We start from the raw sequence: 16,970 nt of genomic DNA on the forward strand, positions 1-16,970 counted from the left end.
CGATGCAAAACGCCGGGGCACTTGCGGGAATCCGTGTGGTCGAGCTGGGCCAGCTGCTGGCCGGGCCGTTTTGCGGCCAGCTGCTGGGCGACATGGGCGCCGACGTGATCAAGGTCGAACCGCCGGGCGCGGGCGACCCGATGCGCGAATGGGGCCAGGGCGCGGTCAAGGTCCAGTGGGAAGTGATCGCGCGCAACAAGCGCTCGGTTTCAGCCAACATGCGCGTGCCCGAGGGCCAGGCGCTGGTCCGCGAACTGATCCGCCATGCCGACGTGCTGGTGGAGAACTTCAAGCCCGGCACGATGGAGAAATGGGGGCTCGACCCGGCGCGCTTGCTGGCAGAGCAGCCCGGACTGATCGTGGCGCGGATGAGCGGCTATGGCCAGACCGGCCCCTATGCCAGCCGCGCCGGCTTCGGCGGGATCGGCGAGGCGATGGGCGGCTGGCGCTATATCGTGGGTGAGCCCGACCGCGCACCAAGCCGTATGGGGGTGTCGATCGGTGATACGCTTACGGCGACCTATGGCTGCATGGGGGTGCTGGCCGCACTGCATTACCGTGACTGCACCGGGCAGGGCCAGGTGATCGACGCCGCACTCTATGAAAGCGTGCTGCAGGTGATGGAGGGGCTGGTCCCCGAATATGACTACAACGGCACGATCCGCGAACGTTCGGGCTCGATCCTGCCGGGCATCGCCCCGTCCAACGTCTATCGCTGCAAGGACGGCGAATACATGATCGGGGCCAACAAGGATTCGCTGTGGAAGCGGCTGGCTGAGGCGATGGGCCGACCCGAACTGGGCGACGATCCACGCTATGCCACGCATCTGGCGCGCGGTGAGAACCAGCTGGAACTTGACGACCTGATCAATGCCTGGACTGCCGGACTGACGGTCGAGCAGGTCGACGCACTTATGATCGAATATTCGATCCCCGCCGGAAAGGTCTATCGCGCGCCCGAAATGCTCGCCGATCCGCACTTCCAGGCGCGTCAGGCGATAATCGAGGTAGAAACCGAGCGCTTCGGGCCGCTCAAGATGCAGGGCGCGTTCCCGCGCCTGTCTGCCACGCCGAGCACCGTGCGACGCCCGGCGCCGGCCCGCGTCGGCCAGCACAATGCCGAGGTCTATGGAGAACTGCTTGGGCTGGATCAGGCCGCACTCGACCAGCTGGCGGCAGCGGGCACGATCTGACCATGGCGGACGATCTCGCCGCCAATTACCTTGGGGCCTTCGATGGCTCCCTGCCCATGCCGCGACGCCCGGCATTGCTGATCGTCGACGTGGTCATGGCCTATCTCGATCCGGCATCCCCGCTCTTCGGCGGGTTTGAAGCCGCGCTGGCAAGCTGCGAACGGCTGGTCAGTGCTGCGCGCGAGGCCGGCGTGCCGGTGGTTTTCACCAACGTCGAATACGAACCCGGCGGTGCCGACGGCGGGGTATTCTACCGCAAGGTGCCTGCGCTCAAGGCGTTCGACCGCGGCTCGCCGCTCGGCGCCTTCCCGCCAAGCTTGCAGCCGCAACCTGGCGAGCTGGTCGTTACCAAGCAGTATGCTTCGGCCTTTTTCGGCACCGGCCTGGCCGATGCCTTGCACGCTCAGAATATCGACGGTGTGCTGATCGGCGGTTTCTCGACGTCGGGATGCGTGCGGGCCACTGCGCTCGACGCTTGCCAGAACCGGTTCATTCCCGTCGTGGTTAGCGATGCTTGCGGCGATCGCCATCCCGGTCCGCATGCGGCCAACCTGTTCGATCTCCAGGCCAAATATGCCGAGGTTGTGGGCGAACCGAAGGCGCTGGAAGTGCTGCGCGCCGCGTCCCCTAGGCAACTGTAACCGGACACCCCATTTGTGCGAACAGGGCGATGTGCTCTGTCCAATGGTGAAGTGACGCTTCGCGCGCGCTTCATGCTGGGCTAATCTGCACTACGGCAGGGACGCTGCCTGCCATCAGAGAGGTTACGCCGATGCAGAACGCCGTTTCAACCCGTCGCTGGATCATCGGGGCCGCCCTGGGCGGTGTCGGCGCATTGGCATTGTCGCAGCACCTGACCGCCGGACGGCCCAGCGCACCGTTCAAACTGACCGACGCACAGTGGCGCAAGAAGCTCTCGCCGGCCGCCTACAAGGTGCTGCGCCAGGCCGATACCGAATATCCCGGGACCAGCCCCTTGCTGAAGGAACATCGCCCCGGCCGGTTCAACTGCGCCGGCTGCGACTGGCCGCTCTATGATGCCAAGACCAAGTACGACAGCGGCACCGGCTGGCCCAGCTTCTGGCAGCCGCTGCCCAATGCCATTGCAACCTCGACCGATCTGGAGACCGGCTACCCGCGCACCGAAGTGCATTGCAAGAACTGCGGTGGGCATCTGGGCCATGTTTTCAACGACGGGCCCAAGCCGACTGGCAAGCGCTATTGCATGAACGGACTGGCATTGACGTTCCATCCGGCGGGGAAGGCGTGATGCGCGCGGCCCCCTGGATTGTCGTCGGCGGCGCACTGGCGCTGGGCACTGCACTGTTCGCCGCACGGCCCGCGCCAGCGCCGATCGCCGCCGTACGGATTGCCCCGCCTGCCGCCCCGGCCGAGAAGGGTCCGCAGGTCGCCGTGTTTGCCGGTGGCTGCTTCTGGGGCATGGAAGGCGTGTTCGAACATGTGAAGGGCGTGACCGGGGTGGTCAGCGGCTTTGCCGGCGGCAGCCGCGATACCGCGACCTATGACCAGGTTTCGACCGAGCGTACCGGCCATGCCGAAGCAATCCGCGTCACCTACGATCCGGCGCGGATCAGCTATAGCCAGCTGCTGCAAATCTACTTCTACGCGGCGCACGATCCGACCCAGGTCAACGGGCAGTACCCCGACAGCGGCCCCAGCTATCGCTCGGCGCTGTTCCCGCAAAACCCGCAGCAGCGTGCGTTGGCCGCCGCCTATATCGCCGCGCTGAACAAGGCCCGCGCCTTCGGCAAGCCGCTGGCGACAAGGATCGAGACGGGCGCGTTCTATCCCGCCGAGCGCTATCACCAGGACTTCATGCGCCGGAACCCGAACCACCCCTATATCCAGGCCTGGGACGTGGAGCGGGTCGCTAAGCTGAAGGCGGCGTTTCCAGGGATCTACGCAGCGACCTACTAAACCGTCTCCACCAGCAGCGCTGCGGCCTTGGCGTTGTCCCATTCGCGCGGGCCGATATAGCGCCACACCTCGCGCCCTTGGGCGTCGTAATAGATCGATGTCGGCAGGATCGTGGTGTCGAAGAAAGTGGTCAGCTCGCCCTCGGGATCGAGCCAGGGCTGCAGCCGCGGAGCCTTGCCCGCCAGGAACGGCGCGACCGTTTCCAGCTTGGCCATGTCCTGGCTGACGGTGACGATCTGCAGCGCGCCGCCGCGCTGTTCGGCCAGCCGGTTGAGCGCGGGCAGCTCGGCCACGCAGGGCGCACACCAGGTCGCCCAGAGGTTGATCAGCACCGGCTTGCCCTTGAGGCTGGACAGCTTCAGCTCCTTGCCGGCGGCATCCTTGATCAGGAAATCGGGCATTGCGCTGCCGCGGTGGGCGCGGTTGACCACCCCGTCGAGCGACGCGGCATCGGCACTTGCGGACGCTTGCGGTTGCGCCTCCCCACCGCTTTGCCTATCGCACCCGGCGACGAGCAGGGCCAAGCCAAGGATTGTAGCAGTGAGCGAGCGGGACGAGACCAAGAGCGGCTCCAATGCCCAAGCGGGCAACAAGATGTGGGGCGGACGCTTTGCCGAGGGGCCCAGCGCGATCATGCGCGAGATAAACGCCTCGATCCCCTTCGACAAGGCGCTGTGGCGTCAGGACGTGCGCGCCAGCAAGGCCCACGTCGCGATGCTGGCGGCGCAGGGGATCGTTTCGGCTGACGATGCGGCGGCGATTTCGGGCGGGCTCGATCAGGTCGCGGCGGAATACGAGGCCAGTGGCGTCCCCGAAAACTGGGATCTTGAAGACATCCACATGACCACCGAAAGCCGGCTGGCCGAACTGATCGGCCCGGCGGCGGGGCGGCTCCACACAGCGCGCAGCCGCAACGACCAGGTCGCGACCGATTTCAAGCTGTGGGTGCGCGAGGCCTGCCAGCATGCCGATGCCGCGCTGGGCGCGCTGCAGGTTGCACTGGTCACCCGCGCCGCCGAACATGCCGAGAGCATCATGCCCGGCTTCACCCATCTGCAGACCGCGCAGCCGGTGACGCTGGGCCACCACCTGATGGCCTATTACGAGATGATCGCCCGTGATCGCTCGCGCTTTGTCGATGCGCACCGCCGCGCCAGCCAGTGCCCGCTGGGCAGCGCCGCGCTGGCCGGAACCGGTTTTCCGATCAACCGCGACGCGACCGCGGCGGCGCTGGGTTTTGCCATGCCGACGAAGAACAGCCTCGATGCCGTATCCGACCGAGATTTCGCGCTCGATTATCTGATGGCCGCCACCCAGTGCGCGCTGCACCTGTCGCGGTTGGCCGAGGAGATGATCATCTGGGCCAGCCAGCCGTTCGGCTTCATCGTCCTGCCCGACAGCCTCTCGACCGGCAGCTCGATCATGCCGCAGAAGAAGAACCCCGACGCGGCCGAGCTGGTGCGCGGCCATTCGGGCCGCATTGCCGGGTACCTGACCGGGCTGATGATGACGATGAAGGGCCTGCCGCTGGCTTATTCGAAGGACATGCAGGACGACAAGCCGCCGGTGTTCGAAGCCGCCGGGCTGCTCACCCTGTGCCTTGCCGCGATGACCGGCATGGTCGATGGCGCAACATTCCGGACCGAGCGGATGCGCAGCGCGGCCGAGCTGGGCTATGCAACCGCGACCGATCTGGCGGACTGGCTGGTGCGCCAGGCGGATATCCCGTTCCGCGAGGCGCACCACATTACCGGCGCCGCAGTCAAGCTGGCCGAGAGCCGGGGCGTGGCGCTCGATGCCTTGCCGCTGACAGACCTGCAGGCGATCGACGCGCGCATCGACCAACGGGTCTTCGCCGCACTGTCGGTCGATGCCTCGGTCGCCTCGCGCGCCAGCTATGGCGGAACCGCGCCCGAACAGGTAAGGGCTCGAATCGCCGAGGCCCGCCGTGACCTTGGCCTGGAGTGATCGCTCGATGCGCCGTGCCGTAACCCTTGCCCTGGCCCTTTCGCTTGCCGCTTGCGGGCAGAACGCGCCATTGAAGCCGGCTGCGGGCAAGACCCTGCCGGTCGCGGCCTATGGCGCCGATGCCCAGGCCGATGCCGAAGCGTTGCTCAAAACCACCCCCCAGGCTGCGCCGGAACGCAGTGTCGAGCTTCGAAAACGGTCCGAGGACCGTGCCGAAGATCCGTTCGATCTGCCCCCTCCGGAAGACAAGTAAGAGCCTGCACCCATGAACCATTTCGAATACCGCGACGGCGTGCTTCACGCCGAGGACCTGCCGCTGAGCGTGATTGCCGATGCTGTCGGCACCCCGGTCTATGTCTATTCGCGCGCCACGCTGGAGCGCCACGCCCGCGTTTTCCGCGATGCCCTGGCGATCCTGCCGCGGGTCCACATCGCCTTCGCGATCAAGGCCAATCCCAACCTGGCCGTGCTGAATGTCATGCAGCGCGAAGGGCTGGGCGCCGACGTGGTTTCGGGCGGCGAGCTGGCCCGCGCGCTGGCGGCGGGAATGCCGGCGCAGGACATCGTCTTTTCAGGCGTGGGCAAGCAGCACCACGAGATGATCCTCGGCCTCGACGCCGGGATCGGCCAGTTCAACCTCGAGAGCGAGGAAGAGGGGATCGAGCTTGCCGCGCTGGCGGCCGCGCGCGGGCTGACCGCCAACTGTGCGCTGCGGGTCAATCCCGATGTCGATGCCCGCACCCACGCCAAGATCTCCACCGGCAAGGCCGAGAACAAGTTCGGCGTGCCGATCGATCGCGGCTGCGCGATCTATGCCAACCTGGCCAGGCTGTCCGGGCTCAACATGCGCGGAGTCGCGGTCCACATCGGCAGCCAGCTGAGCGAGCTGGAACCGTTCGAGGAAGCCTTTGCCAAGGTTGGCGCGCTGATCGCTGAGCTGCGCAGTGCCGGGCAAAGCGTAACCCATGCCGATCTCGGCGGCGGGCTGGGCGTGCCTTACCGTGCGGGCGAGGTATTCCCGACGCCGGAAGCCTATGCGGCGATGGTTGCGCGGGTCACTGCCGATTGGGACGTCACCCTGATGTTCGAACCCGGCCGGGTGATCTGCGGCAATGCCGGGGTGCTGCTGACCAGAGTGATCCGGGTTAAGCGCAGTTCCAACCAGACCCCGTTCCTGGTGGTCGACGCGGCGATGAACGATCTCGCCCGCCCCGCCATGTACGGCGCGTGGCACGATTTCGATGCGGTCGAGCCCAGCGGCGAGCGGATGACCGCGCATATCGTCGGGCCGATCTGCGAAACCGGCGATACCTTTGCCATGGACCGCGAAATCGACGCGCTCGAAGCCGGTGACCTTGCCGTGTTCCGCACCGCTGGGGCTTACGGCGCGACGATGGCCAGTTCGTACAACAGCCGCGGTTTCGTGGCTGAAGTAATGGTCGATGGCGACAAGTGGGCCGTAGTGGCCGACCGCATCGTCCCCGAGGCGATCAGCGCGGCGGAACGTGTCCCCGATTTTCTGAAGGACTAGGCGCGATGCACAGCCTGCCCTTGTTCCATCGCATCGCCGGCCAGCCGGTGATCGTTCTGGGCGAGGGTGAGATGGCTGCGGCCAAGGCACGGCTGGTCGAACGTGCCGGTGGCAGAGTAGTTGGCGCCGATGACATTGAGGCGCGATTGGCCTTAATCGCGCTCGACGCACCAGAGGATGCCGCTGCTGCACTCAAGGCCCGCGGCGTTCTCGTCAATGTCGCCGACCGGCCCGAGTTGTGCGATTTCACCCTGCCGTCGCTGCTTGACCGTGATCCGGTGCTGATCGCAGTGAGCACTGGCGGGGCGTCGGCCGGCCTCGCCAAGGTCCTGCGGTTACGACTGGAGCAGTTTCTTCCGGCCTCACTGGGCGCCCTGGCCACTGGGCTGGCGGCGGCGCGGGCGACAATGCGCGCGCGCTGGCCCGATGGTGCCGAGCGCCGCCATGCGCTCGATGCCGCGCTGGCGGCGGGTGGGGCGCTCGATCCGCTCGACGAGGCATCGCCGGACCGGATCGCAAAATGGCTCGAAAAAGGCGCGGCAGTCGATTCGCAAATCGTCGAAATTGTCCTTGCCAGCGACGATCCCGATGACCTGACCTTGCGTCAGGCGCGCTGGCTGGGCAGTGCCGATGCGGTATTGCACGATGCCGCGATTGCCCCCGCCATCCTCGCCCGCAGCCGCGCCGATGCAGTGCGTTTGCCGCGCGACGCCGCGCCGCCCGCGGGCGCGCGGCTGACCGTCATTCTGCGGCGGGGCTGAGCAGGATCTTCATCTGCGCCAGGGCGATCGGCTTGGTCCGGTCGTCCTGCCAGCATTCGGCATTGACCAGCGCAACCCGCCGACCGGCGCGGGTGACCGTGCCCATGGCATAGGTGCGCTGCTCGGTTCCGCCGCGCATGAATTCGACCTGGACGTTGACCGGCTTCAGCTTCATCGCCTCGCCGCGGCGCTCAAGCTCGGCGCGCAGCGCGGCGATCGCCGCCATCTCCATCAACCCACTCATCGCCCCGCCATGCAGGAAGCCGGGCCGGCCGAGGATCCGGTCGGAAAAGTCGACCGAAAGTACTGGCAAGCCATCCTCGTCGTGGTCGATGGCGATGCCCAGCGCGCGGGCATAGGGGGGCAGGTCGGCGCCACTCACAGGTCCGGTCACAGGTAGGGTCCGTGGGTGGCCATGAAGGTGCCGATGACGTGGGCGACCGGATCTTCGGGATCGCCGTCATGGGCAATGCCGCGGATGAAAGCGATGGTCCGGGTCAGCTTGTAGCATTCGCCGTGGCCGATCACGCTGCGCCCCGGCACCGCCGCGCGCATGTAATCGACCCGCAGGTCGAGCGTGGCGTGGGGGACGAATTTGCCGGTCAGGGTCCACACCGACATCGACGTGGCATTGTCCATCAGGCTGATGATCGGGCCGGAGGCGAGCACCCCGGTTTCCGCCACCCCGACCAGCTCCTCGCGCCAGGGCAGTTCCAGTTCGAACCAGCCTTGGCCGTGGCCGTGGTAAGTCAGGCCAAGCCAGCCGCCATGGCCGTGCCGCGTCATCATTTTCGCCGCGCGCGCCGGATCGAAGACGAAATCGGGCGGCGTATCGTAAAGGGTCCGGGGCTCGTCGGGCATGGTCATTGCAGTGCTGATGTGCTGGTTGGCTGGGCCGATTACAATCTTTTAATTTCAGCCTGGGCCGCCTTGGCGCGATCACTTCCGGGCGGGGCGCTGGGCCCCGTCAATAAAAGGGATACGCCATGAACCTGCCCAAGATCGATCTTTCCGCCTTGCCCGACCTCGATACGCTGACCGGCGTGTTCGGCAGCCTGGCGCGGCCGGCCCAGGCCTTGGCTCAGGATGATTCGATCATCCTGGCGATGGTCTTCGTTTTCGAATGCACGCACCCCTGATCCGGGACCGGTCGGCGTGCTGATCCGCCCCGAACTTGCGGCGCTGCGCAGCGATGATGCTCCGCAGCGCCGCGCCCAGGCCGCTATGGGCGCAGCACTGGAGCACTGGCAAGGTTCGGCGCCCGTGGTCAGTCTGGCTGACGAATTGGGCCGGTGGGACACGGGTGCGGCAATCGACGGACTGCCATTGCTGGCTGCGCTGTTTACCGCCGGCGATGACACGGCGCAGCACTTCTGCGCCGAGGTCATGGCAGTTTTCCTGCGCGAACTGCAGCGCGAACCGCTGGGTCAGACGCCGCTTCGTCATTACCTCGACGATACGGTGGCTTCACTCACCTTGCTGCGCCGGGGCATGACGGTCCTGTCGCTGCAGATGATCGACGGCACCGCCCTCTCGCGTTTGCCACCTGCCGAGACCGCACGGTTCGTGCCATGCGAAACCTGGGACCATATCCTTGCCGGAACCGCGCAAGGTGACCGCGTGCGCATAGCCGGCACAGTGCCGGAGGGGGTCTGTCTGGCGCGCGCGGCGGTCATGCTCGGCCCCGGTGATGTGCAGCACCGGCTCGGCTGCGAAGCGGCACTGTGCCTGAGCAAGGTCGATGGCGCCCTGGTCACCTTGCGCTTGCAGCGCCGCGCCGGATGCAATGATGTAACCCGCGAATATGCGCTGTCCGATGGCAGCCTGTTGCACCAGGCCGCAGGCAGCCCGCGCGACAGCCGGCTGGAACTGACCGCAGCCCTGCTTGGCCGGATGGGGCGGCGCGATGCGTCACCCCTGCTGGGAGCCATGGCGGAAGAGCAGGGAGCAAGCGGACTGCGCTGGCAGGTTCTGCGCGAATGTCTGGCGCTCGACACGGCACAGGGCTTTTCCACGCTAGCCCGGATCGCAGTGAATGCTGCCGATCCGCTGGCTGCGTCCGCCGGTGCCCTGCACGCGCAGCTGATCGAAACATACCCGCAACTGAACGGAATTGCCCCATGCCCCGCGTGATCGCGATCGAAGACAGCCAGTACGTCGGGCTGGACGATTGCACCGCCGCTATCGCCGCAGCAGGGTTCGATCCGCGTGATGAGGATAGCCTGGTCCATGCCGCGCTGTGGCTCCGCCGCCTGGGCAACAACCACACCTTTCTGGGCGATCTGTTGATCGAGGAACTGGCCTCGCGCCACCGCCAGGACGTGCTCGGCAGCGCCTATGGTCCACAAGTCATCATGCTCGCGCCACCAAATGGCCAGTTCTTCATTCGCGCCAACCTGTGGCCCTCGCTCGACGAGCATATGGTCCGCGCCTCGGGCGGTGCGTCGTTCGTCTATGGCCTGCCGCACGATCACAACTTCGACTTCCTGACCCTGGGCTATTTCGGGCCGGGTTACTGGAGCGACTATTATGAAGTCGACTACACGGCGATAACCGGCTGGCGGGGCGAGCCGGTGCCATCGCTGCGCTTTATCGAGCGCAGCCGGCTGGAACTAGGCAAGATCCTGCATTACCGCGCCCATCTTGACGTCCACGCCCAGCATCCGGCCGACAGCCTGTCGGTCTCGCTCAACGTGATGCACACCAGCGGCGCGCAGGGCTGGCTCGATCAGTATCGCTACGATGTCGATCGCGGAGAATTAGGAGCGATCCTGACGCCCGGGCCGACCGAGGCCTTCCTCAAGGTCGCGATCGGGCTGGGCAGCGATGAAGCGCTCGATCTCGGTCACCGCTTCGCCCTGCGCCACCCCAGCGACCGCCTGCGGCTGAACGCCTGGGATGCGCTGGCTGCGCGCGAGACCGATGTTGCCGCCAAGGACGCGCTGTGGCGCGAGGCCGAGGGCTGCGGAAGCCGGCTGGTTGAAGTGGAAGCGCGGACAAGGCGCGCGGAACTGGTCGGCTAATCGAACCCGCCAACCAGCGCATCGATCGCGGCCTGCAGGATCACCGCGGCGGCGTGCGAATCGATCCGTTCCGCACGCTTGGCGCGGCTCATGTCCTGGGCGATCAGCGCGCCTTCCGCGCTGGCGGTGGACCAGCGCTCGTCCCACAGCAGGACCGGCAGCGTCAGCGCGACCGAGAGGTTGCGGGCATAGGCCCGGCTCGACTGGCAGCGCGGTCCCTCGCTGCCGTCCATGTTGATTGGCAGGCCGATGACCAGTCCGGTTACGCCGCGTTCGGCCACCAGTGCGGCAAGCGCCACGCGATCCGCACCGAACTTGCCGCGTTTCAGCGTCTTGCCGGGCGAGGCGAAGCGCCAGCCGGCGTCGCAGAACGCAGTGCCAATGGTCTGAGTACCGAGATCGAGCCCGAGCAGCGCGCCGCCGCCCGGCAGCGCGGCGCGGAACGCCGCGGCTTCGGTGGTGATCAAGGCTTCCATGCGCTGGCCCGGCGGCGGAAATCAGCCCGCAGGTTGTTCCAGAACAGCAGGTAGTCATAGACGTGATAGTTGCCGCCCGGCAGCACGTAAGGCCCCATGTCCGGACCCTTGCCGATGCGCAGCGTGCCGTCGGCCGCGCAGGCCGCGCCCACCAGGCCTGGGGTCAGCCTGGCCTTGGTCATCTGCTGATCGGGCACTGCCGCGCCAAGGTTGGCGCTGGCCGGCGCCGATCCGCCCACACCGCCGGTCAAGGGGTTGGAGCACAGCACGCCGGCCGCATCGCTCTTGTCAGCGGCCACTCCGGAAAGCCGTGCATAGGCGCGCCGCATCATCGCGGTGTCGGCATCGTCGGCAAAGCTGAGATAGCTGATCACGCAGCCGGTCTGGTCGGGCTTCTCGCAGGCGGGCAGGCCCATCGCCGGCAGATCGCGGGCCGGATCGACAATCCAGCCGATGGCGTAGACCGCGAGGACTTGCCGGGCGAGGGGCGTGTCCTTGATCCGCTCGGCCATCAGGCGCTTGATGTGATAGCTGCCCTGGCTATGCCCGGCGATCACGAAGGGCTGTCCGGGCTGGAGCTGCGCGGCGAAATGCGCGAAGGCTTCGGCAACGTCGCCAAAGGCCAGATCGACCGCCTGGCGTGCCTCGCCCTGATCGGTGACAAAGGCACCGGCCGTCGCCTGGCGATAGCGCGGCGCCCAGATCGCGGTCGACCGGTTGAACACGCTGGCCTCGCCGCGGACCATCGTTTCGGCAATTTGGCGCGATTGGGCATCGTCCAGCGGGGCGTTCCAGTGGGCCTTGTTGATATAACTGGTCGGGTGGACGAAGAACACCGGAACGGTCAGTGCGTCACCGTCCTCGGTCAACCCGTCGGGCACCCATTGCGCCGGGTTGGAACCGGTCATCCCAGGGCGCGCAATCCACATTCCGGGATCGTCATAGGCGCTGGCGGCAAGAACGGGCTGCGGCTCGAACCGGATCGAAGGGGTAAAGCTCATCCGGCTGAGCTGTTCCGGATAGAACTGCAGTGCGACGCGTCCACCGAAGTATACGACGATACAGAAAGCAAATAAATACAGGAATTTGCGAACCACAGCTAAGCCGAGGCCTCTGCTTCATTGCGAGCCGAGCGGTGTTCAAGCAGGATCTTGATCATCGCCACCAGCGGATCGGCCAGGGCCAGGCCCAGGATTCCGAACAGCGCGCCCATGATCAGCTGCGCCCCCAGCACCAGCGCCGGGGCCAGGTCGGCGGTCTTTTTGGCGATCATCGGGACGATGATGTTGCCGTCGACCGTCTGCACCACGAAATAGACCACGATACAGTAGATACCCATGCTGGTTCCGCCGGAAAAGCCGACCATGACCATCAGCAGTCCTGATATCGGCGCGCCGATATTGGGCAGGAAGGCCAGCAGTCCGGTCAGCAGGCCGAGCAGCGCCGCCATCGGCACGCCATAGGCCGCCAGCATGATCCAGGTCGCCACGCCTTCGACCGCCATGCCGAGCAGGCGTCCGGCCAGCAGGCGGCGCAGGGTCTTGCCCATGGTCTGGGCGATGTGGGCAAAGCGCCCGCGTTCCGCCGCCGGCAGTAGCCACGATACGCCGCGGCGATAGAGGTCGGGCTCCAGCGCGAAGTAGATGCCCAGCACAGCGATGAGGAAGGCCGTCGTGAATCCGCCAAGCACGCCGCCCAGCGCCGAGGTCAGCTGGCCGATGCCGCCAAAGGCCTTCTCGATCAGTCCCTGGACCGAATTGACGTCCAGGGTAAAGCCATGCACCGCCAGCCATTCGAGCGCGCGGGCGGCCTGATCCTTGATCACCGCGGGCAATTGCGCCGCCTGGGCGGCGATCTGCGATCCGGCGAACAGCGCGAGCCAGACGAAGAAGGCCACTGTCAGCAGCAGTACCATGCCGACCCGGTAGCCGCGCGGGATCTTGAGCACCCGGCCGAGCAGCCGCGCACCGCCGTCGATCATCGCGGCAAAGACGATCCCGCCGAAGATCACCAGCAAGGCCTGGGCCTGATAGATGCACAAGCCGACCAGCGCGATCATCCCGATCCACACCGCGGCGCGCTTTACTTCCTGGCGAACGAACGGATCGGAAATGTCCGCAGGGCTGGCACTTTGCGGCTCAGCCTCTGCCAAAGCGGGAGCCTTTCGCGTGCGGCGGCGCGGGCGGGTCGGTGCGGTGTCGGCCATTATCTGCCCCCAGGAACGTGAACCGGGCGCAGGCTGGTCCAACTCCGCCCGGGGCGCAAGGCCGACCAGAAGCTAAACGGGTTCCAGGTCTGGCTGCCATCGAGAGAAAAGGTGACGAATTCCGCGCGCCCGCCGACATCGGACAACGGCACCGGTCCGCCCAGTCCGTCGCGCCAGGCGGCAACCCGGCTGTCGGCCGAATGGTTGCGGTTGTCGCCCATCAGGAAGACGTGGCCGGCCGGGACGATCTGCTCGGCCACCTCGTCGACCTCAGGGTCATAGGCATCCTTGATCACCAGATAGCTGGCGCCGCCCGGCATGGTTTCTTGCAGTGTCGGCAGTTCGATCACATCCCGGCCCGAAGGCAGGCGGACGCGGAACTTGTCGAAGTCCTGATAGCAGTAATAGGGCACCGACCGGTCGGTGCACATCAGCTGCTGATCGGCAGCCAGCTGCACCGGCGGTACCGCCAGCTGCGGCACTGGCTTGCCGTTGAGCACGATCTGGCCATGGACCACTGCGATCCGGTCACCGGGCAGGGCGACCACGCGCTTGATCAGGTCGTCGGTGCGACCCTTCGGCACAACGATGACGATATCGCCGTACTTGGGCGTGCCGGGCAGGAGGCGTTTGTCGCTGCGCGGAAAGACATGAAAGCTGGCCGAGGCCCAGTTCCAGCCATAGGGAAATTTGGACACCACCAGCCGGTCGCCGACCAGCAGATTGGGCATCATCGAAATCGACGGGATGTAGAACGGCTTGGCGACCAGGCTGTGGAAAGCCAGCACCGCCAGCAGCATCCAGGCCAGGCCGCGAATCTCGGCGAACCAGTCGACCTTGCTCTTCGCTTCGGAAACATCGGCCGCGGTGCTGTCCGGCGGCGTCACGGTATCGGTCATAACGGCCTTGCTTCGATGACGACAAAGGCCTGGGCCCAGGGATGGTCGTCGGTCAGGGTAAGATGGACCACGGCCTGGTGACCGGCCGGGATCAGTGATTGAAGACGCACCGCCGCCCCGCCGGTCAGCGCCAGGGTCGGCGCGCCGGAGCGGGCATTGACCACGCCGATATCCTTCATGAACACGCCGGCCTTGAACCCTGTTCCGACCGCCTTGGAAAACGCCTCTTTGGCGGCAAAGCGCTTGGCCAGCGTTCCGGCCTTGGTGAACGGGCGCCGCGCCGCCTTGGCGCGTTCGACCTCGGTAAACACGCGTTGCTCGAAGCGTTCACCGAACCGATCCAGAGAGTTCTGGATTCGCTCGATATTGCAAAGGTCGGAACCGATGGCGAGGATCACCGCGCCGCATCCATCAGTTCGCGCATGCGCAGCACCGCCGGCTCCAGCCCGGTGAAGATCGCCTCGCCGATCAGATAATGTCCGATGTTGAGCTCGGCCAGCTGCGGGATCGCGGCAATCGGCTGGACATTGTCATAGGTCAGGCCGTGCCCGGCATGGGGTTCGATCCCGTTCTTGGCGGCGAGCGCGGCCATGTCGGTCAGGCGGCGCAGTTCCGCTGCCACCTGTTCACCCTGGGCATGGGCATATTCCCCGGTGTGCAGCTCGACAACCGGCGCGCCGAGCCGCATCGCCGCCTCGATCTGGCGCTCCTCTGGCGCGATGAACAGGCTGACACGGATCCCCGCATCGGACAGGCGCGCCACGATCGGTGCCAGGCGGTTGTGCTGCCCGGCAGCGTCGAGCCCGCCTTCGGTGGTGCGTTCCTCGCGCCGTTCGGGGACGATGCAGGCGGCGTGCGGCTTGTGGCGCAAGGCGATGGCGAGCATTTCCTCGGTCGCGGCCATTTCCAGATTGAGCGGCAGACTGGTCGCCGCCTGGATACGGGCAAGATCCTCATCGCGAATATGGCGGCGGTCTTCGCGCAGATGCGCGGTGATCCCGTCGCCGCCGCAGGCCGCCACGATCTCTGCGGCACGGACCGGATCGGGATGATCCCCGCCGCGCGCGTTGCGGATCGTCGCGACGTGATCGATATTGACGCCAAGACGCAGTCGGGACGGGGTCATTTGCTCTCCTGCGGACAGGCAGCGAGGCTGAGCATGTCGTAGGACAGGCCCTTGCCTTGCCAGATTTCGCCGAAGTCGAAGTCGCCGTTGTCGGAAAACAGGGCCACGGCAACCTCTTGGTCGGGCAATATGAAGTTGCGCACCTGAACCCCGCCAATCGCACCGCGACGCTCCACCACGCGGACCGGCGCCGCGCAGCCCTTGAGCGGCGCTTCGAACACCCACTGTCCCAGCGCAATAAAGCCAAGGTCGGCCTGCCCGTCCCACAGCTGGGCCCGCCGCTGCCGATCGAGCAACTTGCCGTTTGCCAAGGCGAGATCGAATTTGAGCATGTCCGACATCGAGCCGAAAAGGGATGCCGCCGCGCCATAGCGGGCCAGGTCGCGCGGTGCTTCAGGCTTGCCCTCGTTCACCCCGGACTGTGTAGGCAGGCCGGTAGGGTAGGCGGCTAGCGTGGAAAGCGCGAGCGGCACGGCAATCCGATCGGCAACCAGCTTCTGCCAGGTCTTGCCGGTTACTTTCTCAAGCAACGCTCCTGCGACGATGTAATCGCAGTTGTTATAGTCCCATTTGCCGCCCGGGTTGCCCTTGGGCGGTCCGGCGCAATAGGCAAGTGGTTCGCCAGCGGCGGTCTGATAGAAAGATGGAACGCCATCGGGTCCGGGCATGCTGTCGTCGGGATTGGGCAGGCCGCTCTGGTGGCGCAGTAACTGGCGTACGGTGATCTTGGCCGCATTGGGCGCGGCAAAATCCGGCAGGTAGCGCGTGATCGGCTGATCGAGAGCCATCTTTCCGGCCTGAACTTCCTGCAGCACCAGCACGGCAACAACCTGCTTTGTGACGGAGGCCCAGCGCCATAGTCCGTTTGCCTTGCGCGACGTGCCGTCGGCGTTCTGCGCTGCAACGGCGAGCGCCGGGGTGGCCGGTGCCGCTGTTCGTTGAGACATGTAAGCCATGCCGAACTCACCGCTAAAGCCGGCGGCCTTTGCGGTCTCGCGAGAGCTGGCCATGAACGCGGCGAAACGCTCACCGCCCTGGCGGCTACGTTCGATCTTGGCCTTGGCCTCTGCACTTACCGGCGGAGCCTTGGCAGCGGCCGGAGGCGGCGGGGCGGCGGGCTGCGCGGCGGCGCCTGTCGCCGCGGCCAGCATCGCTGGTACGCTCAGGATCGCCCGCAGAGTCACGACTTGGCGCGGCTCCCCGGCTTGACCGCTTCGCTGGCAGCCAGTTCGGGTGGCACTTCATCCGCCGCATAAGTGGGAAAATTGAGTGCGATCAGCGGGAAGAAGGGAACGCCAAGGTCGATGCTGCCACCCGACCGGTCGACCAGTGCGGCGGCGGCGATGACTTCGCCCCCGGCGTCATTGATTGCAGCAATCGCCTCGCGGCTGGATAGTCCGGTGGTGACAACGTCTTCAACCATCAGCACCTTGTCACCGGGTTCCAGCGCAAAGCCGCGGCGTAGTTCGAAGGTGCCGGTCGGACGCTCGACGAACATCGCCTCGACTCCAAGCGCCCGGCCCATTTCGTGACCGATGATGACCCCGCCCATGGCTGGGGAAACCACCTTGGCGATGTCCTTGCGCAGATCTCGCGGCAGCTTCGCGGCAAGCGCCGCGGCAAGCCGGGACGCGCGCATCGGATCCATCAGCACGCGGGCACATTGCAGGTAATGCGCGCTGTGACGACCCGAACTGAGCAGAAAATGGCCTTCCAGCAATGCCTTGCTGGCGCGGAACTCGGCCAGGACCTCTTCATCCTGCATGGTATGGTGACCCTTGATTGCATTGTTCGCCGGGGTCTTTCCGGCTCTGTCAAATTTTCCCCTAGAGGCGCTTGAGGTGCCCTG

22 protein-coding genes are annotated in these 16,970 nt (G+C 66.2%); 11 read left to right on the plus strand and 11 right to left on the minus strand.

Going from position 1 to position 16,970, the window contains the following annotated elements; translation table 11 throughout:
- Window positions 1-2 precede the first annotated feature (2 nt).
- The 4 genes from ACFFF7_RS13775 to msrA all read left to right on the plus strand — a co-directional run bounded on the left by ACFFF7_RS13775 (window position 3) and on the right by msrA (window position 3,131).
- On the plus strand, window positions 3-1,193 hold the full coding sequence (locus ACFFF7_RS13775) for a CaiB/BaiF CoA transferase family protein (protein ID WP_379481930.1): 1,191 nt from the start codon (window positions 3-5) through the stop codon (window positions 1,191-1,193).
- 2 nt (window positions 1,194-1,195) lie between these two features.
- Complete coding sequence (locus tag ACFFF7_RS13780; protein ID WP_379481931.1) at window positions 1,196-1,834, plus strand: isochorismatase family protein; 639 nt, start codon at window positions 1,196-1,198, stop codon at window positions 1,832-1,834.
- Between the two features lie 131 nt (window positions 1,835-1,965).
- Window positions 1,966-2,463, plus strand: coding sequence for a peptide-methionine (R)-S-oxide reductase MsrB (gene msrB, locus ACFFF7_RS13785; RefSeq protein ID WP_379481932.1), 498 nt, complete (start codon window positions 1,966-1,968; stop codon window positions 2,461-2,463).
- A complete protein-coding gene (gene msrA / locus ACFFF7_RS13790; protein WP_379481933.1) occupies window positions 2,463-3,131 on the plus strand; it encodes a peptide-methionine (S)-S-oxide reductase MsrA in 669 nt (222 codons plus the stop codon). Before msrB ends, msrA begins: the two co-directional genes overlap by 1 nt.
- On the opposite strand, the gene ACFFF7_RS13795 is transcribed toward msrA, so the two are convergent.
- Window positions 3,128-3,655: a TlpA family protein disulfide reductase gene (locus tag ACFFF7_RS13795; RefSeq protein WP_379481934.1), complete on the minus strand. Its 528-nt coding sequence runs from the start codon at window positions 3,653-3,655 to the stop codon at window positions 3,128-3,130. The genes msrA and ACFFF7_RS13795 overlap by 4 nt on opposite strands.
- Window positions 3,656-3,725: 70 nt before the next feature.
- On the opposite strand from ACFFF7_RS13795, the gene argH reads away from it, so the two are divergent.
- Genes argH through ACFFF7_RS13815 form a run of 4 tightly spaced genes read left to right on the plus strand, consistent with a single transcriptional unit; the run spans window position 3,726 to window position 7,391 of the window.
- Entirely contained in the window at window positions 3,726-5,099 is a 1,374-nt protein-coding gene (gene argH / locus ACFFF7_RS13800; RefSeq protein ID WP_379482361.1) for an argininosuccinate lyase, read from the plus strand.
- Window positions 5,100-5,106: 7 nt separating this feature from the next.
- Entirely contained in the window at window positions 5,107-5,352 is a 246-nt protein-coding gene (locus ACFFF7_RS13805) for a hypothetical protein (RefSeq protein ID WP_379481935.1), read from the plus strand.
- A 12-nt stretch (window positions 5,353-5,364) separates the two neighbouring features.
- On the plus strand, window positions 5,365-6,630 hold the full coding sequence (lysA, locus tag ACFFF7_RS13810) for a diaminopimelate decarboxylase (RefSeq protein ID WP_379481936.1): 1,266 nt from the start codon (window positions 5,365-5,367) through the stop codon (window positions 6,628-6,630).
- Between the two features lie 5 nt (window positions 6,631-6,635).
- Window positions 6,636-7,391: a precorrin-2 dehydrogenase/sirohydrochlorin ferrochelatase family protein gene (locus tag ACFFF7_RS13815; RefSeq protein WP_379481937.1), complete on the plus strand. Its 756-nt coding sequence runs from the start codon at window positions 6,636-6,638 to the stop codon at window positions 7,389-7,391.
- On the opposite strand, the gene ACFFF7_RS13820 is transcribed toward ACFFF7_RS13815, so the two are convergent.
- Complete coding sequence (locus tag ACFFF7_RS13820) at window positions 7,372-7,785, minus strand: PaaI family thioesterase (protein WP_379481938.1); 414 nt, start codon at window positions 7,783-7,785, stop codon at window positions 7,372-7,374. The two genes, ACFFF7_RS13815 and ACFFF7_RS13820, sit on opposite strands and share 20 nt — an antisense overlap.
- The gene (locus ACFFF7_RS13825) at window positions 7,782-8,258 is read right to left on the minus strand and encodes a PaaI family thioesterase (RefSeq protein WP_379481939.1); all 477 of its coding nucleotides are present in this window, start codon (window positions 8,256-8,258) and stop codon (window positions 7,782-7,784) included. Before ACFFF7_RS13825 ends, ACFFF7_RS13820 begins: the two co-directional genes overlap by 4 nt.
- 119 nt (window positions 8,259-8,377) lie before the next feature.
- On the opposite strand from ACFFF7_RS13825, the gene ACFFF7_RS13830 reads away from it, so the two are divergent.
- From ACFFF7_RS13830 to ACFFF7_RS13840, 3 genes are read left to right on the plus strand one after another with little or no spacing between them, the layout of a single operon-like run.
- The gene (locus ACFFF7_RS13830; RefSeq protein WP_379481940.1) at window positions 8,378-8,530 is read left to right on the plus strand and encodes a hypothetical protein; all 153 of its coding nucleotides are present in this window, start codon (window positions 8,378-8,380) and stop codon (window positions 8,528-8,530) included.
- 16 nt (window positions 8,531-8,546) lie between these two features.
- Window positions 8,547-9,524, plus strand: a complete 978-nt coding sequence (locus ACFFF7_RS13835) for a hypothetical protein (protein ID WP_379481941.1) — start codon at window positions 8,547-8,549, stop codon at window positions 9,522-9,524.
- The gene (locus tag ACFFF7_RS13840; RefSeq protein ID WP_379481942.1) at window positions 9,512-10,414 is read left to right on the plus strand and encodes a transposase; all 903 of its coding nucleotides are present in this window, start codon (window positions 9,512-9,514) and stop codon (window positions 10,412-10,414) included. The genes ACFFF7_RS13835 and ACFFF7_RS13840 overlap by 13 nt, the downstream gene beginning before the upstream one ends.
- On the opposite strand, the gene ruvX is transcribed toward ACFFF7_RS13840, so the two are convergent.
- The 8 genes from ruvX to pyrE form a co-directional block, all read right to left on the minus strand.
- Window positions 10,411-10,890 carry a Holliday junction resolvase RuvX gene (gene ruvX / locus ACFFF7_RS13845; protein WP_379481943.1) on the minus strand — a complete coding sequence of 160 codons (480 nt, stop codon included), beginning with the start codon at window positions 10,888-10,890 and terminating at the stop codon, window positions 10,411-10,413. The two genes, ACFFF7_RS13840 and ruvX, sit on opposite strands and share 4 nt — an antisense overlap.
- Window positions 10,878-11,891 (minus strand): DUF3089 domain-containing protein, encoded by a 1,014-nt coding sequence (locus tag ACFFF7_RS13850; RefSeq protein WP_379481944.1) that lies wholly within the window; start codon window positions 11,889-11,891, stop codon window positions 10,878-10,880. The genes ruvX and ACFFF7_RS13850 overlap by 13 nt, the downstream gene beginning before the upstream one ends.
- A gap of 98 nt (window positions 11,892-11,989) precedes the next feature.
- Window positions 11,990-13,096, minus strand: coding sequence for an AI-2E family transporter (locus tag ACFFF7_RS13855; RefSeq protein WP_379481945.1), 1,107 nt, complete (start codon window positions 13,094-13,096; stop codon window positions 11,990-11,992).
- A complete protein-coding gene (gene lepB, locus ACFFF7_RS13860; RefSeq protein ID WP_379481946.1) occupies window positions 13,096-13,995 on the minus strand; it encodes a signal peptidase I in 900 nt (299 codons plus the stop codon). Before lepB ends, ACFFF7_RS13855 begins: the two co-directional genes overlap by 1 nt.
- A complete protein-coding gene (gene acpS / locus ACFFF7_RS13865) occupies window positions 13,992-14,393 on the minus strand; it encodes a holo-ACP synthase (RefSeq protein WP_379481947.1) in 402 nt (133 codons plus the stop codon). The genes lepB and acpS overlap by 4 nt, the downstream gene beginning before the upstream one ends.
- Entirely contained in the window at window positions 14,390-15,121 is a 732-nt protein-coding gene (locus ACFFF7_RS13870) for a pyridoxine 5'-phosphate synthase (protein ID WP_379481948.1), read from the minus strand. Before ACFFF7_RS13870 ends, acpS begins: the two co-directional genes overlap by 4 nt.
- Entirely contained in the window at window positions 15,118-16,305 is a 1,188-nt protein-coding gene (locus tag ACFFF7_RS13875; protein WP_379481949.1) for a serine hydrolase domain-containing protein, read from the minus strand. The genes ACFFF7_RS13870 and ACFFF7_RS13875 overlap by 4 nt, the downstream gene beginning before the upstream one ends.
- Window positions 16,302-16,886 (minus strand): orotate phosphoribosyltransferase, encoded by a 585-nt coding sequence (gene pyrE / locus ACFFF7_RS13880; RefSeq protein ID WP_379481950.1) that lies wholly within the window; start codon window positions 16,884-16,886, stop codon window positions 16,302-16,304. The genes ACFFF7_RS13875 and pyrE overlap by 4 nt, the downstream gene beginning before the upstream one ends.
- Window positions 16,887-16,970 lie beyond the last annotated feature (84 nt).

It is taken from the genome of Novosphingobium aquiterrae (assembly GCF_042434435.1).
Classification (GTDB): domain Bacteria; phylum Pseudomonadota; class Alphaproteobacteria; order Sphingomonadales; family Sphingomonadaceae; genus Novosphingobium; species Novosphingobium aquiterrae.